The organism is Pusillimonas sp. MFBS29, assembly GCF_020687695.1.
Lineage (GTDB): Bacteria > Pseudomonadota > Gammaproteobacteria > Burkholderiales > Burkholderiaceae_B > Pusillimonas_C.
Window position 1 is genome coordinate 1 of the sequence record NZ_JAJEWL010000015.1, and the last position, 26604, is coordinate 26604.

Below are 26604 nucleotides of genomic sequence, written 5' to 3' on the forward strand. Positions count from 1 at the left end.
GCGTATGGCTTTAGGAATTTTGAGAATTACCGATTAAGAGTCTTGGCTCAATGCGGTTGGAATGGTGTGATTAACCGAGTTTGAAGAATGTGCTGATCCCCCGATAATGGGGAAGAGCCGTCCGCAGGCGTTTGCAGGAACCCTCAACAACACGCGGGAACCGGCGCGATCAGGCAAGAAAAAACCCCAACTGTGGCGTTAAGCATAAGTTGGCACGAAATAAAGCATAAGTTGGCACCAAACCATGGACTTAGCCGCCTCATCGATATCGCTAATAAAGCATAAGGTGGCACTTCGTTCAGAAATAAAGCAAAAGATGGCACAGAAAATAAAGCATTGATTAAAAAGGGGGTTTTCAACCGAGTTTTCATGCCTACCTCCCTAAGCAGTGAGTGTGCATCAAAGGAAGGAGAGAATCAAACGCTTTGAGATATCGCCCCTCTATACGGCCTGCTCCAAATCAATGTTCGAGTTTTCCACCCGGTTAGGGGAGCATATCTACGAGAGCCTAATCGCGCTTGCTGGTGCTGAAGCATTTCGATGTTTTATCTACTTGCGACAGCTACAAAACGCCAGCTTGAAATCCAATTGAGCTAGATTTTTGCGCGGCGTTACGCTATGGCTCCTCGTCGGCACTGGCTTGCTGCAGTATTGAAATCGTACTAAGCGGTGCGAGTTTAATGAGAGGAGTTGTTCTATGCCGACTCTGCCATCGTGCTGCTAAATAGGTAAGAACGATCAAAATCATCGCGATGACACCAAGATATGCAAAAGGGGGCAAGAGCGCTAACGCTTGTGAAACGGTGTCCTGGAAAATATATCCCAAAACCAGCGCGGAGCCTGCCCAAATCATGGAACCCATCGCGTCATAAACAAGAAATTTGCGCAAGCTTGTCCTGTTCATTCCTGCAAGCAGTGTCGTCATTATGCCAGCGCCTGGCAAAAACTTTGCAACCAATAATGCGTTAAGTCCGTGTTTTTGATAAAAGCTGGCGCTACGCATGACACACACTTCTGGTGACATGGACAAATGGCAGATTCTACGCGTCAATATGCTGCCGAACCGGCGACCCATCCAGTACCACACGAGGTCGGCCAAAAGGCAAGCGAGAACAGCCATACCGAGCATCCCACAAAGTGAGGCTGCACCAGCCATGGTTGCCGGGAGCGAGCCGGCGACAATTAGTGAGGGATAGGCAGGCATAGGCAAACCGACCTGCTCCAGAAAAACCGTTACGGACAAGAGTAGCTCGGTGTGCTGTTCGAAGGTCACTCGCACTAGGTGAAGCAAATAGTCCATGATGTTGTCTCCGTTTGATCTTTCTGTGTAAAGTCAATTCTAGGGAGTCGCTTCATTACGCGGTAGGCCTAAAGAAGTTCTCACTATATTGCCCTCCAGGCATCAATCGAAGCGGGTCATCATTTTGCTGAACTGCTTATTTACTCGATACGAATCGTTGGCGTTGTAGACATGCCTACCCTCAGTTTCGCTGCCGAAGGCTGACCGGGATCAATTCGTATGCGCACAGGCAAGCGCTGTACGATCTTCGTGAAGTTGCCGGTAGCATTGTGCGGGGCAAGTAGAGAATAGCTGGCTCCGCTGGCCGGCCCGAGGCTGTCTACAGTTCCTTTCAACTCATCTCCGGGCAAGGCATCTACCTCGATATCTACAGTCTGCCCCTCTTGCACGCGCGCCAGTTGCGTTTCTCGGAAATTTGCCCTTATGTAGACTGCGTCTAGGGGAACTATCGCCAGCAACGGCTTTCCTGCATGGATGAACGAGCCAATACGGACTGACTTTTTTCCCACTGTGCCGCTAATCGGTGCAACGATACGGGTATAAGAAAGTTTGAGTTCCGATGCTGCCTCGGCGGAGCGCGCCTGTGCCAGTGCCGCCTCTACTTTTGCCAGATCAGCCTTCAGAATATCCACCTGCTGCCGAGCACTTTCCAGACCGGCTTGGCTTTTCTCGCGCGCAGCCTGCTGAATGTTCAACTGTGCTTCGGACTGCTGTAGAGCCTGCACCGTTCCCGAGCCATCTTTGGCTAGATTGCGGTAACGCTTGTGATTTGTTTTGGCCAACTTAAGCGCGGCTTCGCTTGCAGCCACCGCTGCTTGTGCCTGCCGTATAGTGGAGCCCTGTTGCATCAAGCGCGCTTTCAGACCTGCAATGGTAGCCTGTGCGCTGGATACTTGCGCCTTTGCTGCGTTTACCGCCACGACGAAATCGCGATCGTCTATGGTGGCGAGCATTTGCCCTTTCTTTACGTGTTGGTTATCTTCGATCAATACATCCTCGACAACACCCGATACTTGAGACGCGACCATAGTGAAGTCTGCTTGCACATATGCATCGTTTGTCGATTGCGTCGACGCCCTCGATTCGTGGCGATTAAGACAGAGCACGCTGCTGATTACCACTACAGGCGACAGTAGCGCAACAATAATCTTGGCTTTCATTGGTAATGCCATGATGGTTGTTCGTATTAGGAAGATGAAACAGAAGAGGCTATCGTTGCCGTCCGCGAATCCGGTGCAGGGATATAACTAAGTCGCAGCACTAACGGAATCAAGAGCAGAGCCAGAATGCCCATCACACGATAGGCATCCCCAATAGACAACACCAACGATTGCCGGCTAATGATCAGGGCGAGCATCGAAGGCTCAGGCGAAAGCGATGAGGGATTGCTTGTAAGGGCGGCATGGTTCAGGAGCATCTCGGCATGAAAGCGCCCGCGTACCGTAACCAGGTGGCCGACCACGGCAGCACCAAGCAAAACCCCGAAGGCTCGCAGCGTGTTGACGATACCGGACACATATGGGCCCTCCGGAGGCTGCACAACGCTCGTGCATAGAAATAACATCGATATCACGGCCATAGGCTGACCAAATGCCTGCAAGATTTGCACCAAGAAGAACTGATCGCGATTCCAGTTAGAGGTTAATTGCGCACCGAAGAAGCATGCCAGCGAAATCAGCAGAAGTCCCAGCACAAACATAAGTCGTGCATCGAACCATTTTTGATATAGCAACAAGGCCACTCCAGCCCCGAGGAAGAGCTGCGGGATGGCGACGATGAGACCGATAGGCGCCATCTGTCTCTGCCGGTAGTCTTGAAGGAGCCCAAGATAGCCTGATGGCAATAACGAGCTGGATATCAGCACCACCAGCAGGAAGATGAACAGCGTGAAGCCCAGTGCCAGATTTCTGCGTTCCAGGATCTGCAACTTGATAAATGGTGATGGGTGATACCATTCGGTCAGCAGATAGATGCACAGCAGCACCAGGCTAACGGCCAGTGATATCACGATCAATGGCGAATGAAGCCAATCCAGCCGCTCGCCTTGCCCCAATGCCACTGCAATCAAACCAAGAGCGGGCAACCCGCAAGCCATGCCGAACCAGTTGGCCTGTCGGAAGCGCGAGACCTGGACGGGCTCCTTTGGCAATCCCCAGGCTATTAAACACCCTGAGACGACGGCCAGCGGAATGGTCTGCCAATACACCCAACGCCAGTCGAGCAGACCATCAGCCCAGTAGCCTGCCAGCCAAATAGAGAGGTTCGGCGTGAAAGTGGCAGTCATTGCATATAGACCCAACCCATGCAAGCGTATGGGCGGCGGCAGGAACTTCAGGGCCGCCATCATAAGCAGTGGAATCATCGTGCCGCAGGCCACACCTTGTAACACGCGCAACAGCAACAACAGCTTGATATCCTGGATGAAAGGCAAAACTAAAGCCAACAGCGCACTGACACCCAGCACCCACAACTCGAAGCGGCGCAGCGAGAGCGTTATGGCAAACCACGCCGAGAAAGGCATCGCAATTAACTCTCCGGCACTATACCCGGTGGTGATCCAGGAAGCGTCATCAAAACCGAATCCAAGCACCCCACGTATATCCGCAAGAGCCAATGCACCAACGCGATTATTCAACCCTGCCATCATGGCGGCAATGAAAATGCCGGTCAGCCCCACCATGAGCCGAATGGAGAAACCTGCCATCGGCGCCCCAAGTGCCGGGGTGGCCACCGGCTGCGACAATGCGACGCCGCTCATTGCTTCACCTGTGACTGTGCTGCGACCGACAAGACGGTAGCAGTAGTCTCTGATGCCGAGGATATCAACGAGTCATCGCCGAGAATCGACGACTCAGCATTCTGTCCCTCCGGGTCCCACCCGCCGCCCAGCGATTTGTATAGATTGACTACGGTCAGTGCAGCGTCGGTTGCACTAGCGTTGAGTCTGGTTTGGCTGGCGAGCAGGCTCCTCTGCGCCGTCAGTACACTAAGATAGTCAGCAGCTCCTTGTTGGTAACCGCGTTCAGCAGTACGCAGAGCCTGCTTGTTCTGTTCATATGAAACCAGCAGCTCACTGTACTGACGCTGCTGGGCAGCCCAGGCGTCGAGCGCATTATCCACTTCGTGCCAGGCTCGCAATACTATTTGCCTATAAGTGATCGCAGCGGATTTCTGTCGTGATTCATTCAGAGCCAGGCGTTGCATCAATCGACCGCCCTGAAAAATAGGAAGATAAATCGTTGGGCCAATCGAAAAAAGGCGGGAATCCCAACTATCTAGATCTCCACTTTCGAATGCCTCTACCCCAATCCTTCCTTTTAAGCCTATACGCGGGTAGAAATCAGCCTTCGCTATGCCGATAGCTGCAGTGGCAGCATGGAGCTTCGCTTCAGCGCGCAGAATATCGGGACGTCGGTGAGCCAGTTCAGAAGGGATACCAACTGGTACGCTAGTTGGAAGCGTCGGCAAGGGCATTGCTTTACCTAGCGCCGCATCAAGTGCGCGAGGCCTCTCCCCCAATAGCAAGGCAAGCGCGTTCATCAGCTGATTTCTTCGCGAGATCAACTCAGGCACCATGGCCTTATTCGTAGCCAGCTGCGCTCTGGCCGAGGAGGTTTCGAATCGCGTTGCGACGCCATTGCGCACACGGCTTTCAGCCAGCTTCAAGGTACGCTGCGCAACGGCGAGATTCTCTTGAGCAATGTCCAGCTGGGACTGTATTCCACGTAGCCGCAAATAAGTACGGGCCACTTCGGCAGATACCGCTACCCTGACTGCCTCGCGGTCATACCCAATCGCTTCCATGGACGCAGTGGCTCCTTCTCGCACTCGTCGCGCCTTGCCCCACAGATCGATCTCCCAACTAGCATCAAATCCAATCTGCCAAAAGTCACTAGGCCCCGCAGGCGCGCCTAAAGCGACGAACTTGCCATTTTCGCTGAGCCGCTCACGCGTGTAACGGGAGTCGGCACTCACGCTGGGGAACAGCTGTGACGATGCAATACCAAGCTGTGCACGGCTTTGTTCAATACGTTCGGACGCCAACTGAAAATCCAGATTGTCATCCTGTGCACGCCGCTGCAACTTCGCCAACAGCGGGTCGTCGAATATTAACCACCACATTTTGGGCACATCAGCGTCAGAAATCGAGAGTGGCACCCTGTAGCCTGTCCTGGGCGCTAGTATCACTTGGCTAAGTTCGCTGTCAGGTGGAATGAAATTGGGCCCAACCGTGCAGCCGACCAGAGAAGCCATGCATAGCACAGCACGTACACACTGATGCAGTTGTGAAAGCATTGGTCTTGAGTTCATGGCGGTGTCCCGCCGGATCATGCACCGGCATTGCAAAGACATTCTTGTGACCGTCTTCAGAACAAATCTTAAATGCAGCCGAAGCACGGCAGAAGGGTCGTAAATGGGCTCAGGGTGTTGTATATCGGACAACAATCAACTATTGTCAGTACTTACGGGGACACGAAATAGACCGAATTGCGAGTACATTATCGTGAAACAAATCGAGTATCAGAAATACTATGAAACGCGCGTCAATGTTGAAAAACGTGCGGATATAGTCATCCGCTCATGAACGAAGCTGCACCAATCTTTGAGCAGCTTCGCTCACGATTGCAGCAAATCGCATATCGAATGTTAGGCTCGGTCGCCGATGCCGAAGACATCGTACAAGACGCGTGGCTGCGTTGGCACGGAGCGGCTAAGCACTGTATCGAGAACGAGGAAGCCTGGCTCGTCACTGTCACGACCCGCTTATCTATTGACAGGCTCCGCGCTATCAAGGCACAACGTGAACAATACTCTGGCATATGGTTGCCTGAGCCTCTCATGACCGCATTTCCCGCCACGCCGGAAGATATCCGAGAGCGTGCCGACGACGTGTCCATGGCTTTTCTACTACTGCTCGAACAACTCACGCCTGAAGCACGTGCAGCATTTCTTTTGCACGAGGTTTTTGATGCTGACTATAACCAGATTGCATCATCCCTAGGGAAAACACAGGCAGCATGTCGCCAGTTGGTTAGCCGCGCAAGAAAACAGCTACGCAACAATCAATCGCGCCCTACCGTGTCAACCAAAACACAACACCATTTATTGCAGACATTCGCGCAAGTGCTGGAACGCGGGGATTTCGCGGGGATTATTGCTCTGCTCGCCGACGATGCTGTGTTAATGGGCGACGGTGGCGGTAAGATGACCAGCTTCCCAAAACCTATGCTCGGTGGGAGACGAATTGCACAGCTTTTCTTGGCTGCATCACTGCGCTACAAGACCGCGCTTCGCATTGAACTTGCCACACTGAATGAGCAGTGGGCTTTATTACGTTATATCCAGGGTGAGCTCGAATCAGCATTAATGTTCGAAGTCGAGGACGAACACATTGCCCGCATTTTCGTTCAACGTAATCCCGCCAAGCTGATACGCATCGCCGCAGCCTATTCGCGGCGCTGATGCCTTCGTCGGTGAGCCTCGGGGATCACCCCCACATGACTGCCTCTATTTGATGCGCATAAGGCAACACTGTGAGCCTGTTTGTAGGCCTACCGCCACACACCATTGCTACCTACCATGATGACACGCGGCCTTCTGCCGTGATCGGTGTCCTGTAAACCAGGGCGCTGTCCCCATAATCCTCTGGAGCAATCATGACACAGCGTATCAACTACATCCAACAATCACCTGAACTATTCAAGACGTTCATGCAGTTCAGCAACACCCTGAAGAACACCACTATCGAAGAGTCAATTCGCGATCTAGTATCGATTCGCGCCTCTCAGTTGAACGGCTGCAGCTTCTGCCTCGATATGCATGTGAAGGAAGCACGCATTCACGGTGAACGAGAACTTCGTATCCACCATTTGGCAGCATGGCGCGAATCCACACTCTTTGAACCCCGTGAACGCGCAGCACTCGCCTGGACCGAAGTCCTGACGAAACTACCTGAACACGGCGTCTCCGACGAAATCTACGATCGAGTGCGCACTCAATTAAGCGAAAAGGAGCTTTCCGACTTGACGTTCGACGTGATGGCTATCAACGCATGGAATCGCGCAAATGTTGCATTCAAAACTGTCCCTGGTTCGGCCGATAAGGCTTTCGGATTGGACAAAGCCAACCTCGCCTGAACGACGACTTGCCCCCAGTCGCCCTACAGGCAGGCATCCGGGGCATCGAAAAACCTATTTGGAGATTTAATCATGCTTAGTTTAGACAACACCTTAGCTCCCGACTGTGTGGCAACCGCGGATCTGGTGCCATCACGTTACGCAGTGCAGATCGGCAACATTGACGTACTAGTGATCAGCGATGGAGTTCTACCTCTTCCCACCGCAATGCTCGGACATAATGCAGATCCCGTCGACCGGGCCGCCTGGATGGAAGACATGTTCTTACCGCCGGACGCGTTCGGTTGGGCGCTGAACGTGGTCGTGGTACGCAGTGGCGAGCAGATCATACTAATCGATGCTGGACTAGGATCTGACCCTGACTTGCAACTGCCCCGAGCAGGACAGACCGTAAAACGACTGCAGGCCGCTGGCATCGACCTTGCCAGCGTGACCGATGTGGTACTCACTCATATGCATATGGACCACATCGGTGGACTACTTGTCGAAGGTGTGAAGGATCAGCTGCGATCCGATCTGCGTATCCATGTGGCGGCTGCCGAGGTCAAGTTTTGGGAGTCGCCTGACTTCTCCCGAACGTCGATGCCGAGTGGCTTCCCAGATGCGCTTCGGTCAACTGCGACCCGATTCATAAAGGAGTACGGCAGCTACCTGCAACCGTTCGAGGACGAATACGAGGTAGCTCCGGGGGTGGTTGCCCGACGTACGGGTGGTCATACCCCAGGACACGTCGTAATTCGTGTAGCGTCTGAAGGTGAAGGACTAACTTTCGCCGGTGACGCCGTCTTTACAGTTGGATTTGACCACCCCGACTGGTACAACGGCTTCGAACATGATCCTGAGGAAGCAGCTCGCGTTCGACGCGGCCTGTTACAGGAAGTCGCAACATCCGGCGAGCTGCTGGTGGCAACTCACCTGCCGTTTCCATCTGTTGGTCGAGTGGCGGTCGATGGCGATGCCTTCCGTTGGGTACCCGTATTCTGGGACTACTAATCACTTGTTAAGCCTGGCCCGAACAATCGGGCTTTCTTTTTTGGAGGATTTCTTATGGTTATCCTAAAATACGCTGTATTCACCCTTGTGATGATCGTGGGCGTACTAACTAGCGTAGCCCATGCTGCCCCACCCCAAGCGATTATCAAGCAGGTTATGACAAAGCCGCTGGATGATTACCCAGACAAGGAGGCGCTCATGATTACTGTCGAGTATCCTCCCGGAGCCGTGGATCCAGTGCATAGACATCTTGCACACAGCTTTGTTTATGTACTGGAAGGCTCGATCATCATGCAAGTGCAAGGCGGTCAAGAAGTGGCGCTGACACCAGGACAAAGCTTCTATGAAGGTCCCGACGACTTGCATACCATAGGGCGGAACGCCAGTCAGACGCAACCAGCAAGATTTCTGGTGTTGCTGCTGAAGGATCAGAACGTACCGTTCTTTATTCCAGAACATTAGGCTGCTTCGGCATCAATGTAACTGTTTGAAAAAACAAGACCGACAGCGTCACAGAGAGCAGTACTCATACGTCTAGTCAGGTATGAATACTCAATCTTTCCTCTCCTCATCGCACGAGCAGCCGCGCCGTCCACTTATCGGGACGGCCGACTCACTCGCCAATACCTTTGTCACTAGTTATGCAGGTGTTATTGCATTTCTGGCTGTCGCCGATGAAGGCAGCTTCTCGCGTGCAAGTGATCGTCTGGGCATCGGACGCTCGGCGGTAAGCCGCAGCGTGCAAAAGCTTGAGGCGCAGCTAGATGCTCGTTTGTTTCACCGTACAACGCGCAGTACATCATTAACCCGAGAAGGTGAATTATTCTACGAAAACTGCCAGCCAGGAGTGATACGTATCATACGAGCGCTGGAAGACATGCGAGAACTGCGAAACGGCCCACCAAGGGGGCACCTACGCATCCACTCGACGCTCGGTTTCGGGCGCAAGGTAATTGCTCCGCTGCTACAAAGCTTTCATGCACAGTACCCTGATATCACGCTGGAACTTCTGCTGGATGACCGTCCAGCTGACTTCACGGCTGACCGTATCGACGTATCTTTCCGAGACGGTCGAATGGAGGACTGCGATATCGTGGCCCGCCAGTTGATTCCAATGCAGATGTTCGTATGTGCTTCGCCAGGGTATACGGCGGCCTACGGCCTACCTCATCATATCAATGACCTGCCTGAGCACCACTGCATTAACTTCTGCACGACCTCGGGGCGCGCCAGAGAATGGGAGTTCAAGATCAATGGTTATGCCCAGAGATATGTACCGTCCGCCCACCATACATTCAATGATTTGGATTTAATCTTGCAAGCCGTACTGAACGACCAGGGTATTGCACAACTTCCTGCTTATCTGGTATGTGATCTGCTCAAGGATCGAAAACTGGTCGCTTGTCTGGCACAGTATGCTCCAGATGATGGCGGTCACTACCTATGCTATCTCAGTCGCAAACAGCTTCCTGCCAGAATTCGCGTATTCGTTGACTACATCACCGAACAAATTCGTTCGCTCGATATGCAATGCCTGACTACGCTGGTGAACGTGGCTGCGCCCTGAAGAACCCTCCATTGATGCGCTCAATGCAACACCATGAGTCCGTCTCCGGCTCTACCGCATGCCCGAGCTCAACCCTACAATTTTCATACCTACCCACACCCAGGAGAATGCTATGAAAATCGTTGTCATTGGAGGCACTGGCCTCATCGGTACCAAAGTGGTTGAAAAACTAAAAACGCAAGGACATGAAGTTATTGCTGCAGCCCCTGCAACAGGCATCAACACCCTCACCGGTGAGGGTCTATCGCAAGCCATGGCAGGCACCTCTGTTGTCGTTGACCTTGCCAACTCTCCATCGTTCGCCGACAAAGATGTGCTGGAGTTCTTTGAAACCTCCGGCCGAAATATCTTCGCCGCCGAAATTGCGGCCGGGGTGCTACATCACGTTGCCCTATCTGTTGTAGGAACGGACCGCCTCGCACAAAGCGGCTATTTCCGCGGAAAAATAGCACAAGAGAAGCTCATACGAGAGTCAGGCGTGCCATATACGATCGTGCACTCAACGCAATTTTTCGAGTTTCTCGGTGGCATCGCGCAGGCAGGCAGCTCAGGAGAAACCGTGCAAATATCACCTGCGTTCTTCCAACCGATTTCTTCGAGTGACGTCGCTGCAGCGGTGGCGGACTACGCAGTTGGTGCTCCCTGCAATGGCATAGTCGAGATTGCTGGCCCAGAGTGTGTAAAGCTATCTGACCTGGTCCAACGTTACCTAAAGGCAATCTCTGATTCGCGTAGCGTGGTAGAGGACGAACATGCCCTGTACTTCGGTGCAGAGCTTAAAAGCGACACGCTGATGCCCGGGGTTAACCCCCGCCTTGGCGCTGTGAACTTTGATACATGGTTTGCCCAGTCACACGTATCGAATTAGGTGACAATCCCAGCACATTATGGCCACATTAAAAGCACCACTCTTATCCTTATTGGAAAAATATCGTGGACGAGATACCAAAGCACTTTATTCCACCACCGTCACAGTGACGGGCGGTGATGCCAACCATGGGCGTGCATCTGGCATTGCACGCTCTGATGACGGCAATCTGGACGTCCACCTGCGCCTGCCAGAAGCGCTGGGTGGGCCCGGCGGTGGCTCCAACCCGGAGCAGTTGTTTGCAGCTGGCTATGCCGCTTGTTTTCATGGCGCTCTCAGCTTGCTCGCAGCACGCGACGGAGTCTCCATCCCTGATAGCTCGGTAGAGGTTCAAGTTGACTTCAGCCGTGACCCCATGGATGGTTTGTTTGTCCTGACTGCCCACACAAGAATTCACTTACCCGGGGTAGACCAAGCCATCGCTGAAGAGCTGGTTCGCAATACTGAACGCTTTTGTCCGTATACCAAGATGGCGCGGCAAGGCATCACGAATATTGTGGCGCTTGTTTCAACGGACAAGACTGACGAACGTTAGCCCTGGGAATTCCCTAATTTTTACTCTCGAACAACACAATGACCAAACTCAACACTCAAGTTGTGCTGGTGACTGGCGGTGGCGCCGGCATTGGCCTTTCTGCAGCCTCACAGTTTGCCAACAATGGTGCTCGCGTAGTCATCACCGGCCGTAGGCAGGAAGCACTAGAGCAAGCCGTACGCACCGGCTCTTGCGTTGATTACATCGTGGCCGATGCAGGTAACCCCTCCGACGCCGCGCGAACTATCGAAGAACTCATACATCGACACGGACGTCTCGATGTGCTGGTCAACAATGCTGGGGCCGGTGCCATCCTGCCCCTATCACAGGCCAGCTTTGCACAAATCAATGAAATATTCTCTGTCAACGTCTTTGGACCATCATTGTTGACTACAGCAGCCCTGCCTTATCTGAAGCTGTCCGGCGGCAGCATTGTCAATGTAACGAGTACCTTTGGACACAAAGCCGCAGAGGCTCTCTCACACTATGCAGCCAGCAAAGCGGCGCTTGAGCATATGACCAGATGTTGGGCACTTGAACTTGCTCACGATGGCATACGCGTGAATGCCGTAGCTGCAGGCCCTACAGAAAGCAATTTCCTGTCGGAGAGAATGAAGTTATCGGCTGAGCAGATAGAACGCGTCAAAGCTAGCGAGCTCGCTCGTATTCCGCTGGGTCGACGCGGCATACCTGACGATGTGGCCAAGTGGATCGTTGCTCTCGCATCCCCCGATGCTGCATGGATCACTGGCCAGGTGTTTACGGTCGATGGCGGGCTCAGTGTAACCTGATAAACCACTAATGCTCGGCAATCACATGTAGTAAACCAGACTTAATCTGCCGATGTCTGTCAGATTTGGTCCAGACTTGAGATTGCTGTGACAGACCGAGTTCGGCCAAGACCGGCCATTATTGATTTAGCCCAATAGCGGATGTCGCGGCGAACTTTCTTGCGTCCGCATCATTTGAGTTGCGATATGGACTCAGCCGGGTCAACCTCCTTGTTGGAAGAAGGGTTTGCAATACATAATGGGGATGTATATATCAATTCATAGAAGGACCTAGCAGGTCCGTCTAATCACTGTTCGGCCTCATGGAGAAATCATGCAGTATGCAGGGAGACGGTGGGTATATTCCTACCGAAGGCTGTTCGATATTTGTTCCGAGAGAAAATTAACTACAGTTGCAAACCGCATTGCCGCGCAATACGCCACACTCACCCAAGATTGGACATGTGAAAGGAATTCTGAATGGTCCTGCCGCACATACTTCACAACCAAGATGATTCTTAATGCAACGGTGCTGTTAAATAGCCTGGAGTTTGCGCGAAACTCAGGCCTGCGCTCTGCGAATCCCTACTTTGAGTACTACGCCTTACTGTCGCTACTACGCGGCCTCGTTTACATGATTCCCACTGAGGAATGGAACGAAGGCGAGTTAATGGCAATCTCACACGCTCGCGCCATCAATGTCGCATTCGATTGGATTGCAAAATTTGATAAGGATCTGGCGGCAGAGTTGAAGAAAACAGCCATGCAACTCAAGGCACAACGAGAGCTTATTGCATACAAAGCACCCGCCAGCGGCGATAGAAATCTTGGGCAAAACTACGATCTCGTAGATTTCTTAACGATCCTTGCAGAAATTTCCGAGTTCAACTCCGAGCTATTGGAAGGTTCAATAACAAAGAATGCTGATCCATCTTCTTTCGAAGTACTTGACGACCATATTCATCAAATCGCTACCATAGAAGTCGAGGGGTTTATTTTTTCCGACAATGAAGATTATTGGCGTCTAGGTTACGTTCAACGCAAAACAAAGCGGCCGTATCACTTGGGCTTGTTCATGCACCCAGGTCAATCTGAAGACTTTATTGGCGCTTGGGACGGCGATGAGAACGAAGGCGAGTCATTTTCAAATGGTCCCCCCTCAAACTGGCAAGCCATCTTTGACGTACCGTGAAGCTGAGTCCATCACTCCGTCGGACCTGCGCAAAAATCCACGTAGCACCGGTTACGTCTACATTCCTGAATGCACGCGTTCAGAGTTCGGCAACTTCTGCTTCGGATCGATAGCGTCTGATCATACTTTCAAGCAACTGTCTATGGGATTTGAGTGATTGGCAGCACACTAAAACTCCTTTCCATACAAAAAGGAGTTCGTCATGAAAGCGACTATGCACACTGCCTTAACGCATGAGCCTTGGAACAAGGGAAAACTCGTTGGGCAAAGCACCATTGAAGATCAAAGATATCTGGGCTATCCGCGTCCGGCTACAACTGTCAAACGATATCCGTAACCTTGCTCTCTTCAATCTCGCGATTGACAGTAAGCTACGGGCTTGCGACCTGGTAAAACTGCGGGTGCGTGATATTGCATATGGAGAGCATGTGGCACCTCGTACGATTGTTATGCAGCAAAAAACCCAACGCCCCGTGTAATTTGAAATCATTGAGCAAACACGCGAATCGTTGCTGACATGGATACGCTACAAATAGCTGCACGCTGATGATTTCATTTTCTCAAGCCGGATCCACGCATCTTTGCACTTGTCGACTAGGCAATACGCTCGGATAGTCGACGCCTGGGTGACTGCCATTGGTTTAGATCCGGCAGCATACGGCACACACACAATGCGAAGAACAAAGGCGTCATTGATTTACCGACGCACAAAAAATCTGAGAGCAGTTCAGTTGCTTCTTGGTCATTCCAAGCTCGAAAGTACGGTTCGATACCTTGGTATTGAGTAAGCGTCCGCCGAACACACATTGAATCGTCCGGTCCGGCGTAAGAGGATACGTGTCCATTATTTTCTTGGTGGACACGTGGACACTATTGATAAGAGCACTTCCGGGCGCCGTCGTCGCCGCACCTTTGATGCCGCTTTCAAGGCCGAGCTCGTGGCGGCCTGCCAATATCCCGGCGTCTCGGTGGCAGCCATCGCGCTGGAGCACGGCCTTAATGCCAACTTGCTTCGTCGCTGGGTGACTGAACACGAACGCTACGGGCATCACGGTGGAGACATCGCAGCAGCGGCACCACCTGCGATCTCCCAATGCCGGCCAGCGCCGCGAGCTCCCGCGTTGCCGGCACCCTTCGTTCCCGTCAGCATGGCTTCCACAGCACCGAATGATGGAGCCATCAGCATCGATATGACGAAGGGTGCGACGACGGTGCGCGTCACTTGGCCGGTGAGCGCCGCGGCGCAATGCGCTGAACTACTACGCGAGTGGTTGCGGTGATCCGTATTGACCAAGTCTGGCTCGCGGTCGAACCTGTGGATATGCGTAGCGGCATGGACCGGCTGCTGGCGAAGGTGATAGAAGTCTTCGGCGCTTCGCAGCCGTACCATGCATATGTGTTTGCCAACCGCCGCGGCACACGGCTGAAGGTGCTGGTATGCGATGGCTTCGGCGTCTGGCTGGCCGTACGTCGGCTGCACCAGGGCAGTGTGCACTGGCCACGGCCTGGCGATACGCAGATGGAACTCACCGCACAACAGGCGCACGCCCTGGTGATCGGCCTGCCATGGCAGCGCCTGAGCGAGTACGAGTCGATCGCCATGTTGTGATAGCGGATTTGCAATCCGGGGCTGTGCGAATGGTGCGCTGCACACGGGTCTGGCATCATGACGCCCATGTCTCTGAAGTCTGCACCCAACCTCGATCAGCTCGATGCCGACGCCCTGCGGGCGTTGGCCGCGGAGTTGATGAGCAAGGTCGACCAGCAGGCGCAGGAGATCCACTTCAAGGCCACCCACATCCGCAAGCTCACGCACGAGATTGCAGTGCTACGCCGCTATCGCTTCGGCAAGAAGAGTGAACAGCTCGGCGGCGAGCAAGGCCTGTTGTTGGAGGATGCGGTCGATGCCGACATCGCTGCCATCGAGCAGGAACTCATCAACCTGGACGGTGCGCAGCCTGAACAGAAGACTGCAGCAACGCCCAAGCGTCAGACCCTGCCGCCGGAATTGCCCCGCATCCAAGTGCGCCATGAGCCGCACTCTACCACCTGCACCTGCGGTTGCCAGATGCAGAGGATCGGTGAAGACATCACCGAGAAGCTCGATTACACGCCCGGGGTGTTCAGCGTTGAGCAGCACATCCGTGGCAAGTGGGCTTGCCGCCAGTGCGAGAGCCTGACCCAGGCACCCATGCCGGCACAGGTGATCGATAAGGGCATCGCAACGTCAAGCCTGCTGGCTCATGTGCTGGTGGCGAAGTATGCCGACCATCTGCCGCTATACCGCCAGGAGCAGACCTACGCGCGCGTCGGGGTAAAGATTCCGCGCTCCACGCTTGCCGAATGGGTGGGTGTGTGCGGGGTGCGCTTGCAGCCGCTGATCGATGCGCTGCGTGAAGCCATCCTGAACGAGCCGGTGGTGCACGTGGATGAAACGCCGGTACAGGTGCTGCAACCCGGCAGCAAGAAAACGCACCGTGCCTACCTGTGGGCCTACGCTCCCGGCGCCTTGCAGGATCTGAAGGCGGTTGTTTACGACTTTACCGAAGGACGCTCAGGCGCTCACGCCCGAGCCTTCCTGGGTCACTGGCGCGGTGAACTCGTCTGTGACGACTACGGCGGCTATAAAGCCTGCTTCGAACAAGGCATCGCCGAGGTCGGCTGCATGGCGCACGCCCGGCGTAAGTTCTACGAGCTGCATCAGTCGGGCAAAAGCCAGATCGCGGAACAGGCGCTCAAATCCATCGGGCAACTCTACGGGATCGAGGCTCAGGGCGCAGGCTTGGCTGCCGAAGCACGGCGGCAACTGCGTGAGCGGCAGGCCAGGCCCATTGCCGAAGCCTTGCATGCCTGGATGATGGCCCATCGCCTGAAAGTACCCGACGGTACTGGCATCGCGCGGGCGTTGGATTACAGCCTGAAGCGCTGGGCGGCGTTGACGCGTTACCTGGGTGATGGCCGCTTACCCATCGGTAGAGTCGAGATGTGGCGCGGTGGTTGGAATTGGCATTCAGTCGGGCCGTATCGGAAGATACGACGCGCCAGTAACCGCCTCGGAACTCCGTTTCCACACCCCGCTCATCGAACCGGACGTGCAGATTTCCCGCATCCGGCTCTCTTTCGGGTCAACAAGCCTTCGCATTCGAGAGGTCGTTGCGCGTTTGTAAACGGATCAGCCCCAACTTGCCGTATAGGTACTGGTCGGAGTATTGGCGATACCCCGTTCCCCGTTTCCCTCGCCGCCGCATCAACCAGATTCGCAGACGTCGCGCCGTATAGTTGTCAAGCAGGCGATACGCCTGCTTGACAGGGCCTTGATTGAAATAACCCGCCCAGCCCCGCAGAAGCGGATTGAGGCGTTCTATTCGGCTCTCAGGTCCCAGCGCATTCCAGCGGGATGTCGTCATGTCGTGGACTTCCTTCATCACGCGCTTGATGGCCTTTCGGGATGGCGCTGTTCCCCAATAGGGCCGGCCATCCTTTCCGTAGAAACGGCCGACGGTGTAGCCAAGAAAGTCAAAACGCTCATCCGGCAGTTTCACCAGCCGCGTTTTCTTTTCATTGACCGTCAGGCCTAGCTTCTGCATCAGTTGCCGCATCACGATCATCGCTTGCTCGCCGTATCCGGCCTTGCACAGAATCACGAAGTCATCGGCGTAATTCACCACCTCTGATTTGAACCTGTGGTTGTACCCTCGCCCGTACCACGCCAGCATGAAGCGTCGGAAGTACAGGTTTGCCAGCAGTGGCGAGATGATGCCGCCTTGCGGTGTTCCCCGGTGAGTGTCCTTGGCGGCAGTGCTGCGTTCCTCGTGGCCGCGGCCCTTGCGCTCAATCACCGGAGAATTCAACCACTCGCGAATGATTCCGAGCACAGTACCATCAGCCACGCGGCGTGCCACACAGCGCATCAGGTCCCCGTGGGGAATAGTGTTGAAGTAATCTGAGAGATCCGCGTCGACAACTTCTCGGGCGCCCCGCTTCACAATGCCGAAGTGAATGCGCCGAAGGGCCATCTTTGCGTCTACCCCCGACCGAAAGCCATACTGCCAAGGATACAGATCCACCTCAAAGATGGGTCCGATCACCAGAAGTACAGCGGCTTGGACAACCCGGTCCCGCACACAGGGGATACCGAGCGGACGTTCGCCACCATTGGCTTTAGGAATCCACACACGAAGCAGGGGGCCAGGCCGATACTGCTTGACCCTTAGTTCCTGCTGCAATCTTTCCAGCCACTGCCGCCTGCCTTGGGTTTCAATCTGCTCGAATCGTTCTCCATCCACCCCCGGCGCCCCGCGATTGGCGCGGCATTTACGGTAGGCTTCTTCAAGAACGTCCATTCGACAGACCTTGTCCCACAGGCTATAGAAGCGCGCAGCCGGTTCACTCTTGGCTTTCGCCTGCAATGTGGTCTGTAACGTCCGAACCGATAACCTCGGGGTTAATAGACTCTCGTCAATCCCCAGGCTCTTGCTACTTTCCATCATTCGTCCCGAAACAGGGGGCCTTTGCTCGACTGGCATTACCCAGCGTCAACACTACTACGCCCCCATCCGTCATCCACGGGGCCGGTTCCATTCCTCACGGAATCACCGTTGCCGCTCTGCCAAAGACCGGCACCACCATGGACTTCCCTTGTTGCACGATTAGTCTGTGCTCTGCGTGCTGCCACCACTACCCCGGTGGAATCCCTGGATGCATATCACGCTCACTTCTCCAGCGACGGCGGTCTTCCTCGTTATTATGGCGAGTCGACTTCCACAACGACATTTCGAGGCCTGCTCAGTGTTCACTCACGTTACGGCCCGCAGAGTCCACTGGCCTCCTACGAGGCCTTTTTCAGAGAGTGCTTCAACTCATTTGTTACCTCCTGAGTCGCCCCCTGTGCTTCCGGCCGGAGCGAGAGTGGCCGGGTCGGGTTTGCACCGACCTACTAAATCGTGCCTTAGCAAGGCACACATAACAATTGGATCGAGAATCAGATTCGGCCCATCGCCCTGGGTCGCAAGAACTGGCTGTTCGCCGGCTCCCAGCGGGCGGGCCGTCGTGCGGCTGCCGTTATGAGTCTGATCCAGTCGGCGAAGATGAACGGGCATGATCCGTATGCGTATCTGAAGGATGTGCTTACGCGCCTGCCTACGCATCCGAATAACCGGATCCAGGACCTGTTGCCGCATCGGTGGCAACCCGAAACGACGTAGTTAACGCGTTAACCCGAACCCTTGAAAACTGACGGCGGCTATTGCGGCCGTCAGTCAATGTGCGTTCGGCGGACGCTTACGGTATTGAAGTCGATGACGCTCTGGAAATGGCAGAGCAGACAGAAGTGTGACATCTACTTACAATCGAACAGGACAGCGACCGAGATGGTCACTGTCCGGCCTAGAGCGGACGTTAAGTCGCAACACCTCACAGGCGATTAAGGTGAGGATGATTGTTAGGCTTTAGGACGGACGAATAAGAAGTGAGCATGCTCAGTTTATAGCCTCACGATCTCCCATGTATTCGTACAAATCTCAGCCTCCATTTTTTGGAAACGAGACTCATGCACGGCGAAACAAAGCAGATGCGTTGGCCTCGAAAAGCCCACGTAGACCATTTTGGCCGATTGTCGCACTCGATTATGTAGCTTGTCGCTCAGCGGCTTGGCATGGAACTGAGACATTAGCCGCTCAGACTCGTAGTTGCCGCCACCACCTTTTTCATAAAATGACTCCATGTATAAAGTTGCCGTATGGGTTTCGCCCTTGACCCTATGAACAGTTGAGACGTCTACTCTGATGCCGTCGTAAATGACGACATTGCACTCCTCCTGGGGAGGTGTTGTATCGGGAGTCGACAGGTTTTCAAGCTCTCCAAACACGAAGTCTTTGCTCGCTGCGAACTGTCGATCGAAAGCAGCACAGAACTCTGGCATCCACTGGCGGATCTCCTGAAGAGCACTATCACGGTCACCCCCGGCAATTGCCAAACACCATCGGTACATGTTCGACTGATAGTTCTCCCAGACATCTGGACTATTCGTCTGCAGAAATCCCTTCATACTATTTTTGACGAAGTGGCTGTCTTCCGCGTCTGTAGCACTTTCCAGTCTCAAAACCCGTAGCAAAGCATCAACGATGGTTTGTTCAATCGGGGAAAACGACGTGACATCATGTTGCGCAAGTGCCAGGTGGCTCTCAAGCACTTCGTGGTGCACCCGGCCAGTTGGTGCAATCCTCGCGTATGGTGGGTGATAGTCTGTCAGCCTGGTTTTTTTGGATTCGCCCTTTATGGTCCAGCACACCGCCTTGCATCGGGACTTATCATGTAATGGGAGAAGTTGTGCATTCGCGAGTTCGCGAACGATACTTGCAAAGCGTTGGATAACGCCCAATCTGGTCGTATCCGAGTAGACGATAAAGCGCGGTTTGATCATCACTGCGGATCCATCGGGATTTTTCTGTCGCCCCTCAATCCTGATAGGGCTGACACCAAATACGCTGACGACATCGGCAAGTATCGGGCCTAATCGATAGCTGCCGTTTAGCTCGAGCACCTTCTCGCGACTTTCCCAAAACTCTTCAGCAACACTTGACCTGCCATCAAAGATGGATTGGTTTCTGTCCCCAATGCGCTGATACCCACCTCTATAAGCTCCCACATCAAAGAAGAGATCCTCCAACAACTCATATTGATGGCGTTCCATATCCTGCATCTCGTCCACAAATACGTGGGCAAAACGCTGCTGGAGCATACTCTTGATCTGCGGATTTCTATTAAGTGCCACGCTCGCAAGGAAGTACGCATCGTCATAGCAGAGGTAGCCTAATTTCAGGATCATCAGCTTAAAGGCGTGGACCCATTCTCTGATACGTCCTTTTTCCGAAGCACTCCAGTCGGAATAGTTGCTTGGCTTGGTACGTCCTAGAGGCTTCTTGAAATCGATAGCCTTACCAGCATAGCCTTCGGTCAGCGTTGCCTTGCCGTCGACCCAAGACCAGCGAATCCTCTTGACGTTCAACATTAGAAAGTACCGGGCGTTCTTACTCTCCTGCTTTGTGAATCCTTTTATGCTAAAAGGCGGATTAGAAAACAGTGCCTCATAGGCTGCATCGTCGATGTGTAAGGGTGCCTTCTTGTACCAATTCACGTAATACGGGACCGCTAGAAACTCATCCACAAATCTCTGGATAGTCCCTATGAAATTGGGGTACCGAAATAGCTGCGTACAGTGCGTCCCGATTCGATCACGAATTTCATCAACAGCAGCGTTCGTATGAGAGATGACAAGGATGCCGCTACCATCCATTCTTGGCAGATAACGATCCAGGATGAGGAGCTTGGCTAGCAGTGCAGTCGTCTTACCGCTCCCAGGCACAGCAAGTAGGTCAAGGGTTCCCATATCGCAAATGAAGCGCAGCCTCTCCTTGTCGAACGACTCCCCCGCTGGGAGAAGAATACGTTCTGCATAGGCGATGTCGTCAAGCGACGGATGAAAGACCGCAGGCATACTGGATGGCTTGAATGAGGTAAGCGATGTGACTGTCCTTCCCCAGGACAGCGTAGTCCTTTGTTTTCGAATCACTATGCAGTCGGGCAGCGTCAATCCCATTGTTAGCGATCACTTGCGCCAAGCGTGCAGCGATCTCAGTTTTAGCCAACACGCGACGTTGAAGCTTATCGGACAGTGTGGCCTCAAAGTCTGTCCAATCTGTTTTGCTGTGCACGTCCTTGGCAATCTCGACGAATTTATCCCCGAAGGTCACTGATTTCCATAGACAATACTCCAACGTCCATTGGGGGGCTATAAAGGATTTAACGCATTGCCCATCGTACTTTTCTGCTTTGTTTGCGATTGCCTCCGTCAGCTTCGCTTTATCGCCCAGGCTAGAACCATCTTCCTCTGACGGCTGTATATCAGAGTCTGTCACCACTGCTATAGGCCTTGTGAAATAAGGCTCACTCTTTCTTTTAAAGATGTTGGTATAGCGGATGAATGCCAAGCTATTCACATTAACGACGGCAACTCCTGCTGCCGTCAAGTTGTACCCCGCCAGCTTGGCCAATTCATACATCAGCAATTCCTCAGACCACCCTTCGACCAGAATTACCCCCCTTGAGAAAAACAGATTGGCCTTTGTTACATCGAGAAATCGCTCAAGAAATGCATAGTCGTTTCCACTGAGTTCAGTATGGCTTTCTCCCATGGGAAACGCATTGCCGTTACCGCAGATGATCAAGTTCTCAAGCCGAAGTTTAGATCCAATATTTGGGCTGTGCGTAGTCAGAATGAGCTGCACATCTTTTTGTTGCTGGAACGTCTCGATCGCTTGCATCTGGGCTTGCGGATGCAAGTGCGCCTCCAACTCTTCGACCAAGCCAAGCCTAAGCCCCGCCCAGTTCTCCTTGTTGAGATGCAAGAGCTCCGACGCCATAAAAAGGCGATTAAGCGTTCCCAGGCCTGGCCGCGTCTCGCCTTGTATCGAGAGTTCCAGCTTCTCCAGCAGGCTTCGAAGTTGCGTCCGCTCAGTCACTGCGAGGCTAGTCTTGCACCCGTCTTGGTAAAGTGCACCGATATAGGTGTCGATCTGGTCCTTCAATCCCTTGCCAAGTTGGTCATCAATTTCGGCACCTGCGTAATCCTTCCCAACAAAATATCCTTCGATGGAGCCATTAAATGCCTCCAATAGTTTGAGCAGGACATGATCCGCATTCTTATTTTTGAAAGCCTCATGCCCTAACAAGATTTGGGATAGTCGTGAGTTTTTGCGTGCGACGAGCTCCTCTTTGGCATCGCGCAGTGGCTTCAGGTAGGTAACTTTCAGATATTCCCGAGCCTCAGGGCTAAGCGCCTTTCCGCGACTATCAGCACCAGCTCGTACTTCGTATGGAAGAATTTTTCCGTTTGCAGGATTTCTTAATACATCCAGATTGAGGCATAGTAGAGGGTTAAGCTTCCCATCCACTGTTTCCCAACTCAGAAATTCGGTGAAATTCTTGCCTTCATCAAGTCCTATGCCAGATAGGATCAACTCGATACGCAGACGATGCTGACCAGCATGGAAATCATCTTCATCGATTCGAGCCCATTCATAGCTGTGGGTTTTCAACACGATTCGAATTGCATCGATAATGGCAGACTTTCCCGAATCATTTTCCCCAATTAGTACATTGAGGCCCGGATTGAATGACAAACTAAGATGAGGCTTTTCTAATAAGAAATCGGCATTGCTACCAAATTTCCTGAAGTTCCACAATTTGAGAGTTGATAAATACAAAATTTTTCCTCTTACATTAGCAAGAGCTTATGGATAGCAAAGATGCATTATGCAACATTAATGACTGAATCGAACTTATTTTTCGATAGGGTGTCCAGCCATCGAACTTCCGCTTTGGGTCGGTTTAAGACCGATGAAGGCCTTCAAACGGCCAGAAGCGACCTATTACTGAAACCAGTTATTCGGCAGCTATGGCAAAGGACGGTTTCGCCCTAAAGGCTGTGACGATACAGTGGGATATAAAGAAGAATCCCGCCGGAGACTTCTGAGCCCGATTCCCCAAATTACAGAGCTTCCAACCAAACTAACCGTTAGAGCGGACGATGGCAAAAACTATTCAGCTTCGCAAAAACAACCACTACGTACCGCAGCTCTATCTGAAGCAGTGGGTGACGAATGGGAAGATCCCCACCTATCGGCTTCTCGTCCCGAACAGTGAGGCGCCTCTATGGAAGGATCACTCCCTTCGGGGCATTGCCTTCCATCAACATCTGTACACCTATCTAGCAGGTCAAGAGGAAACTGACGAGTTCGAGCGTTGGCTTAGCCAGGAATTCGAAGCGCCTGCCGAGGAAGCTATTCGTCTCGCAATCAATGACGAGAGAATGTCCCAAGAACACTGGAGAAAATTAGTTCGATTCGCCGTTGCCCAGGATGTCCGCACCCCTGCTAACTTGCGCACCTTCCTTGCTCGACACCGCGACACGATGCAAAAGTTGATGAACGAGACGCTTGAAACTTCTGTCAGGCACCTTGAAGCTGCCGTCAAGGCTGGGGTCACGATACCAAAATCAGAACCAGACATTAACAACCCCTTCCCGCTCAAGGTTTTAATTACGAGGTATCCGGAGGGAGACGGGGACATAGAGACCAGGACTGTCGTAGGGAGGCGCCTATGGCTATGGAGTATGCGGCACTTGCTAACCGACACCATCACGAAAATTACCAATAACCATTGGACTGTCGTGCATGCCCCGGCCGGAATGTCATGGCCAACATCGGACAACCCTCTTATCAAGCTCAACTACCACAACAATAAGAACTATGACTTTGGGGGTGGTTGGGGTGTTCCTAAAGTCGACATCATTATGCCTCTCAGCCCGAAACACCTTCTCCACAATTGCATAGGCCGGAGAAGCTGGCCTAGAGGAACTGTGCTTGACAGGCAGACGGCACAGTTCCTACGAAAGGTCATAGTTGAGCATGCCGACCGCTACATCTTCGACAAAGGAAAGAGTGACGTTCAGAACATACGCCCCAGAGCCGCTAGCTTGGCAGCCTACAATCAAGAACGGGCTACTTGGCAGAACTGGGGCAACGAACAAAGCCAAGCTGAAGCTGAGTTATTCGGCTAGGTACCTAGCGCTCGAGTGACGCGCCACATCTAGAGGACTTGCGGGCCGTGACTCTTAGCCCGTCGGCTGGTCACTAACGGCCAAAAGCGGTCGGACACACTGTCGTGCCGAAAGCAGTTGGTTGGTATATCGGGACCGGAGTCGGTATGTGTTTATCAATTCTGTTAATGTTGCTCTCCCACACCGAAGCATCACGTGAAGGAAAATCTGCTAACCATTCCGCGCTGCCAGGCTCCGTCATGTTAGGGAGCGCGCTCTGATGCTAGACGGCAAGATTTTTCCCTATATTAACTGCCTAAGCACCACAATAAATAGCCCATCATGCCACTCACAGCCCTCCTAGCACCACATGAATGCGAAAGCCTGTACTCAGGTGCGAATTCCGCAATCTGGCACTCACACTCCCTTGCCAAACAGCTCGCCAAGAGCACCGTCCGTGAAGAAGACTACGTCGCGACATTGGTAACAAACGGAATACCATACTTGGCGGATCGATGGGTGCCATTACTCCGATCAAAGGGAGTCAGTTTGAGGCTCTCTGGTGTGTTCTGCCACGGGCACCCGCAGGTTTCGTTCGGTTCCCCGCCTCGTCAGGTCGAGCTCGCTGATTTGCTTGTCGTTCATCAGCACACTAAGAAGGGACGCGCTTCGGCTCGCGCGATATTGCTACAAGCAAAAATGTCGAGAGACTCCACTCACCGGCTTCCCTCCTCAGATGCGCAGCTTCACCTATTCAGCCTATGGCCACCATTTGAGTTTGTGACTGGAGGCCTTACTTCAGGACTACGTGACCTCAAAGAGCATGGCAAGGGTTCGCGCTATGCTTTGGTGCACGATGGGCAAGCCTATCCTGAGCAAATCACGTGGGCCGACCAATGCCCTTGGGCGGCAAGCCCTGCGAAACAGCAACTAACGGCTGATCGGTCCCTTGCCCGTCTGCTCGGCGACATGCTCCTTAATAAAGACGGCAGGCCGTTTCAGTTGGGGAAGCCCAAGGATGATTGGTCTCGAACGATTCAGGAACTACTGCAAACGACTGGGCGGCGCACTTATAGGCGTGCAAATATCGGTCGAGGCCCAGCTCCGCGAATAACCGATGCAACAGCACCCGGACTAATGCTTATGTATGTCGAGAGGCATCAGGCCGATATTTCAGCTCAAATTTCAAAAGCATCGCTGCTTGAACGCTACTTCGGCACTGTACCTATCGCACAGGACGGTGGTGACGGTTCGAACACTCTCTCAAATGAACAACGCGATCGGCCCTCCGGCGGCCTCTCTAGTCTCATTATTGAGACGGCGGAGGATATGGGGTAAGGGTTCATCCGCTCCGCCGACTATATCCAACGTTAAAACATCCATTTCTCAGACAGTTGACTCAGTACAGCCTAGCCAAAGAAATTGGTGTATCCGTTCGGCGCATTAACGAAATCGTGAAAGGGTTACGTGCTTTTACTGCCGATACGAATCTACGCCTGGCACGTTTCTTTGACTTTTCAGATGACTACTGGTTGCGTGCCCAGGTGGTGCATGATACGGAAGTCGTCCGTGAAAAAATGCAGGACGTATTGGCGAAAATTCAGTCGTTGGAACACGCGTAGAAGCAAAAACTCCGACGAATCGGGGCTGAAATCTACCATACCAATATTATCGCTATTCGACCAGCCGGTTTAGGTCGGGTTTGGCCATATGCCTTTGGCCACAACCGGCCAGTCCGCAGATCCGGAAATTATTAGGTTTGCCCGAATGTACACTAGTAGTTGTCGCTCAATGAAAATGACTGAATTGAATCCGTTTGGGCGACTGTTATCAATTCGTAAAATATCGCTTATTTTTAGTTAGAACTCAATGGCAACCAATCGCTTTTTTCTTTACTTAGACGTTCTAGGTTTCACTGAGCTTGTGAAGCAAGGTGACTGTGTATCTTGTTCTCGAAATTGGATCATCTGTGCATTATCACTACTCATCAGCCGAGCATCTTCTACTAGCAATGCTCTGATGTCAGCAAAGTCAGCCCGTTCAAGAACCTGGACAAAGATCTTAAGCAGATGATGGTGCACTTCCCAAGAAACAGAAATATGTCGCCGTTTTTCGCGCAACTGGAGATTTGCTCGTCTAACGAGTTGGCGGCAGGCTTCCTGTGTTCTATGTAATATTTGGGCTATCTTATCGTAGTCGGTATCAAACACATCATGCATCAAGAAGGCCGCACGCGCCTCCGGAGTAAGCTGCTCAAGCAAAACTAAGTATGCCATCGACACATCTTCATCTCGCTCATTAATATCTTGAGGTGTTGCAGGGGATTCCGTCATCTGAAACTCCTGCAACCATAGTTCTGAACAGTGTTCACGATGGGTTTTGATAACGCGTAGTCTGTCAACGGACAATCTTGTCGTGACTGAAACAAGCCATGCTTCCTCATTATCAATCTCTTGCCCGGTTGCCGCATTCCATCGCAGCCAAGTGTCTTGAACAACATCTTCAGCCTCGGCGACTGAGCCTAAGATACGGTAAGCGATTTTTTCCAGCCGCCGCCGAAGTCGAATAAAAGTGCATTCGCCGTCTCCCCTAACTTGCTGGCTTTGCTGAGTAGCAACTGGCGACAGTGATTCGTGATTCATAGC

The 26604-nt window shown here is 52.9% G+C and carries 20 protein-coding genes and 4 pseudogenes; 16 read left to right on the forward strand and 8 right to left on the reverse strand.

Features of this window, described 5'->3' with window-relative positions; genetic code table 11:
• Nucleotides 1-616: 616 nt before the first annotated feature.
• The 4 genes from LKR43_RS15680 to LKR43_RS15695 form a co-directional block, all read right to left on the reverse strand.
• On the reverse strand, nucleotides 617-1300 hold the full coding sequence (locus LKR43_RS15680; RefSeq protein WP_227685143.1) for a DedA family protein: 684 nt from the start codon (nucleotides 1298-1300) through the stop codon (nucleotides 617-619).
• A 140-nt stretch (nucleotides 1301-1440) separates the two neighbouring features.
• Entirely contained in the window at nucleotides 1441-2460 is a 1020-nt protein-coding gene (locus LKR43_RS15685) for an HlyD family secretion protein (protein ID WP_227685144.1), read from the reverse strand.
• Between the two features lie 26 nt (nucleotides 2461-2486).
• Entirely contained in the window at nucleotides 2487-4058 is a 1572-nt protein-coding gene (locus LKR43_RS15690) for an MFS transporter (RefSeq protein ID WP_227685145.1), read from the reverse strand.
• Nucleotides 4055-5554 (reverse strand): efflux transporter outer membrane subunit, encoded by a 1500-nt coding sequence (locus LKR43_RS15695; protein WP_227685146.1) that lies wholly within the window; start codon nucleotides 5552-5554, stop codon nucleotides 4055-4057. Before LKR43_RS15695 ends, LKR43_RS15690 begins: the two co-directional genes overlap by 4 nt.
• A 327-nt stretch (nucleotides 5555-5881) precedes the next feature.
• Here LKR43_RS15695 and LKR43_RS15700 point away from each other — a divergent pair, with 327 nt between their 5' ends.
• The 13 genes and pseudogenes from LKR43_RS15700 to LKR43_RS15760 form a co-directional block, all read left to right on the forward strand.
• A complete protein-coding gene (locus tag LKR43_RS15700; RefSeq protein ID WP_227685147.1) occupies nucleotides 5882-6763 on the forward strand; it encodes an RNA polymerase sigma-70 factor in 882 nt (293 codons plus the stop codon).
• Between the two features lie 194 nt (nucleotides 6764-6957).
• On the forward strand, nucleotides 6958-7437 hold the full coding sequence (locus tag LKR43_RS15705; RefSeq protein WP_227685148.1) for a carboxymuconolactone decarboxylase family protein: 480 nt from the start codon (nucleotides 6958-6960) through the stop codon (nucleotides 7435-7437).
• A 72-nt stretch (nucleotides 7438-7509) separates the two neighbouring features.
• Nucleotides 7510-8430: an MBL fold metallo-hydrolase gene (locus tag LKR43_RS15710; protein ID WP_227685149.1), complete on the forward strand. Its 921-nt coding sequence runs from the start codon at nucleotides 7510-7512 to the stop codon at nucleotides 8428-8430.
• A 54-nt stretch (nucleotides 8431-8484) separates the two neighbouring features.
• Nucleotides 8485-8892 carry a cupin domain-containing protein gene (locus LKR43_RS15715; protein ID WP_227685150.1) on the forward strand — a complete coding sequence of 136 codons (408 nt, stop codon included), beginning with the start codon at nucleotides 8485-8487 and terminating at the stop codon, nucleotides 8890-8892.
• 82 nt (nucleotides 8893-8974) lie between these two features.
• The gene (locus LKR43_RS15720; RefSeq protein WP_227685151.1) at nucleotides 8975-9997 is read left to right on the forward strand and encodes a LysR family transcriptional regulator; all 1023 of its coding nucleotides are present in this window, start codon (nucleotides 8975-8977) and stop codon (nucleotides 9995-9997) included.
• A 112-nt stretch (nucleotides 9998-10109) separates the two neighbouring features.
• Nucleotides 10110-10865, forward strand: coding sequence for an SDR family oxidoreductase (locus tag LKR43_RS15725; protein WP_227685152.1), 756 nt, complete (start codon nucleotides 10110-10112; stop codon nucleotides 10863-10865).
• 19 nt (nucleotides 10866-10884) lie between these two features.
• Nucleotides 10885-11400: an Ohr family peroxiredoxin gene (locus LKR43_RS15730; protein WP_227685153.1), complete on the forward strand. Its 516-nt coding sequence runs from the start codon at nucleotides 10885-10887 to the stop codon at nucleotides 11398-11400.
• 38 nt (nucleotides 11401-11438) lie between these two features.
• Nucleotides 11439-12191 (forward strand): SDR family NAD(P)-dependent oxidoreductase, encoded by a 753-nt coding sequence (locus LKR43_RS15735; protein ID WP_227685154.1) that lies wholly within the window; start codon nucleotides 11439-11441, stop codon nucleotides 12189-12191.
• 313 nt (nucleotides 12192-12504) lie between these two features.
• Entirely contained in the window at nucleotides 12505-13362 is an 858-nt protein-coding gene (locus LKR43_RS15740; RefSeq protein WP_227685155.1) for a hypothetical protein, read from the forward strand.
• Between the two features lie 202 nt (nucleotides 13363-13564).
• Nucleotides 13565-14150, forward strand: a pseudogene (locus tag LKR43_RS15745) (tyrosine-type recombinase/integrase).
• Between the two features lie 75 nt (nucleotides 14151-14225).
• Nucleotides 14226-14642, forward strand: coding sequence for a transposase (locus LKR43_RS15750; RefSeq protein WP_227685156.1), 417 nt, complete (start codon nucleotides 14226-14228; stop codon nucleotides 14640-14642).
• On the forward strand, nucleotides 14639-14971 hold the full coding sequence (gene tnpB, locus LKR43_RS15755; RefSeq protein ID WP_227685157.1) for an IS66 family insertion sequence element accessory protein TnpB: 333 nt from the start codon (nucleotides 14639-14641) through the stop codon (nucleotides 14969-14971). Before LKR43_RS15750 ends, tnpB begins: the two co-directional genes overlap by 4 nt.
• A gap of 72 nt (nucleotides 14972-15043) precedes the next feature.
• Nucleotides 15044-16408, forward strand: a pseudogene (locus LKR43_RS15760) (IS66 family transposase); the annotation flags it as partial.
• Nucleotides 16409-16487: 79 nt separating this feature from the next.
• Here the strand turns inward: LKR43_RS15760 and ltrA are convergent.
• Entirely contained in the window at nucleotides 16488-17852 is a 1365-nt protein-coding gene (gene ltrA / locus LKR43_RS15765; RefSeq protein WP_227685158.1) for a group II intron reverse transcriptase/maturase, read from the reverse strand.
• Between the two features lie 474 nt (nucleotides 17853-18326).
• Here ltrA and LKR43_RS15770 point away from each other — a divergent pair.
• Nucleotides 18327-18566: pseudogene (locus tag LKR43_RS15770) on the forward strand (transposase domain-containing protein); the annotation flags it as partial.
• 278 nt (nucleotides 18567-18844) lie between these two features.
• On the opposite strand, the gene LKR43_RS15775 reads toward LKR43_RS15770, so the two are convergent.
• Together LKR43_RS15775 and LKR43_RS15780 are read right to left on the reverse strand one after the other, a co-directional pair.
• Nucleotides 18845-20857: a UvrD-helicase domain-containing protein gene (locus LKR43_RS15775; RefSeq protein ID WP_227685159.1), complete on the reverse strand. Its 2013-nt coding sequence runs from the start codon at nucleotides 20855-20857 to the stop codon at nucleotides 18845-18847.
• The gene (locus LKR43_RS15780) at nucleotides 20829-22625 is read right to left on the reverse strand and encodes an ATP-dependent endonuclease (RefSeq protein ID WP_227685160.1); all 1797 of its coding nucleotides are present in this window, start codon (nucleotides 22623-22625) and stop codon (nucleotides 20829-20831) included. The genes LKR43_RS15775 and LKR43_RS15780 overlap by 29 nt, the downstream gene beginning before the upstream one ends.
• A 323-nt stretch (nucleotides 22626-22948) precedes the next feature.
• Between LKR43_RS15780 and LKR43_RS15785 the strand changes: the two genes are divergently transcribed.
• Both LKR43_RS15785 and LKR43_RS15790 read left to right on the forward strand, forming a co-directional pair.
• The gene (locus LKR43_RS15785; RefSeq protein ID WP_227685161.1) at nucleotides 22949-23980 is read left to right on the forward strand and encodes a DUF4238 domain-containing protein; all 1032 of its coding nucleotides are present in this window, start codon (nucleotides 22949-22951) and stop codon (nucleotides 23978-23980) included.
• Between the two features lie 1361 nt (nucleotides 23981-25341).
• Nucleotides 25342-25581, forward strand: a pseudogene (locus LKR43_RS15790) (HigA family addiction module antitoxin); the annotation flags it as partial.
• A 270-nt stretch (nucleotides 25582-25851) separates the two neighbouring features.
• On the opposite strand, the gene LKR43_RS15795 reads toward LKR43_RS15790, so the two are convergent.
• Entirely contained in the window at nucleotides 25852-26601 is a 750-nt protein-coding gene (locus LKR43_RS15795; RefSeq protein ID WP_370632137.1) for a sigma-70 family RNA polymerase sigma factor, read from the reverse strand.
• Nucleotides 26602-26604 lie beyond the last annotated feature (3 nt).

Bases quoted from the DNA above. Each gene is read 5' to 3' on its own strand.
- LKR43_RS15680 (WP_227685143.1), bottom strand. From the start codon at position 1,300: ATGGACTATTTGCTTCACCTAGTGCGAGTGACCTTCGAACAGCACACC.
- LKR43_RS15720 (WP_227685151.1), top strand. From the start codon at position 8,975: ATGAATACTCAATCTTTCCTCTCCTCATCGCACGAGCAGCCGCGCCGT.
- LKR43_RS15725 (WP_227685152.1), top strand. From the start codon at position 10,110: ATGAAAATCGTTGTCATTGGAGGCACTGGCCTCATCGGTACCAAAGTG.
- LKR43_RS15705 (WP_227685148.1), top strand. From the start codon at position 6,958: ATGACACAGCGTATCAACTACATCCAACAATCACCTGAACTATTCAAG.
- LKR43_RS15795 (WP_370632137.1), bottom strand. From the start codon at position 26,601: ATGAATCACGAATCACTGTCGCCAGTTGCTACTCAGCAAAGCCAGCAA.
- LKR43_RS15775 (WP_227685159.1), bottom strand. From the start codon at position 20,857: ATGCCTGCGGTCTTTCATCCGTCGCTTGACGACATCGCCTATGCAGAA.
- LKR43_RS15700 (WP_227685147.1), top strand. From the start codon at position 5,882: ATGAACGAAGCTGCACCAATCTTTGAGCAGCTTCGCTCACGATTGCAG.
- LKR43_RS15715 (WP_227685150.1), top strand. From the start codon at position 8,485: ATGGTTATCCTAAAATACGCTGTATTCACCCTTGTGATGATCGTGGGC.
- LKR43_RS15740 (WP_227685155.1), top strand. From the start codon at position 12,505: ATGCAGTATGCAGGGAGACGGTGGGTATATTCCTACCGAAGGCTGTTC.
- LKR43_RS15785 (WP_227685161.1), top strand. From the start codon at position 22,949: ATGGCAAAAACTATTCAGCTTCGCAAAAACAACCACTACGTACCGCAG.
- LKR43_RS15735 (WP_227685154.1), top strand. From the start codon at position 11,439: ATGACCAAACTCAACACTCAAGTTGTGCTGGTGACTGGCGGTGGCGCC.
- LKR43_RS15690 (WP_227685145.1), bottom strand. From the start codon at position 4,058: ATGAGCGGCGTCGCATTGTCGCAGCCGGTGGCCACCCCGGCACTTGGG.
- LKR43_RS15730 (WP_227685153.1), top strand. From the start codon at position 10,885: ATGGCCACATTAAAAGCACCACTCTTATCCTTATTGGAAAAATATCGT.
- LKR43_RS15695 (WP_227685146.1), bottom strand. From the start codon at position 5,554: ATGGCTTCTCTGGTCGGCTGCACGGTTGGGCCCAATTTCATTCCACCT.
- LKR43_RS15710 (WP_227685149.1), top strand. From the start codon at position 7,510: ATGCTTAGTTTAGACAACACCTTAGCTCCCGACTGTGTGGCAACCGCG.
- LKR43_RS15685 (WP_227685144.1), bottom strand. From the start codon at position 2,460: ATGAAAGCCAAGATTATTGTTGCGCTACTGTCGCCTGTAGTGGTAATC.
- ltrA (WP_227685158.1), bottom strand. From the start codon at position 17,852: ATGATGGAAAGTAGCAAGAGCCTGGGGATTGACGAGAGTCTATTAACC.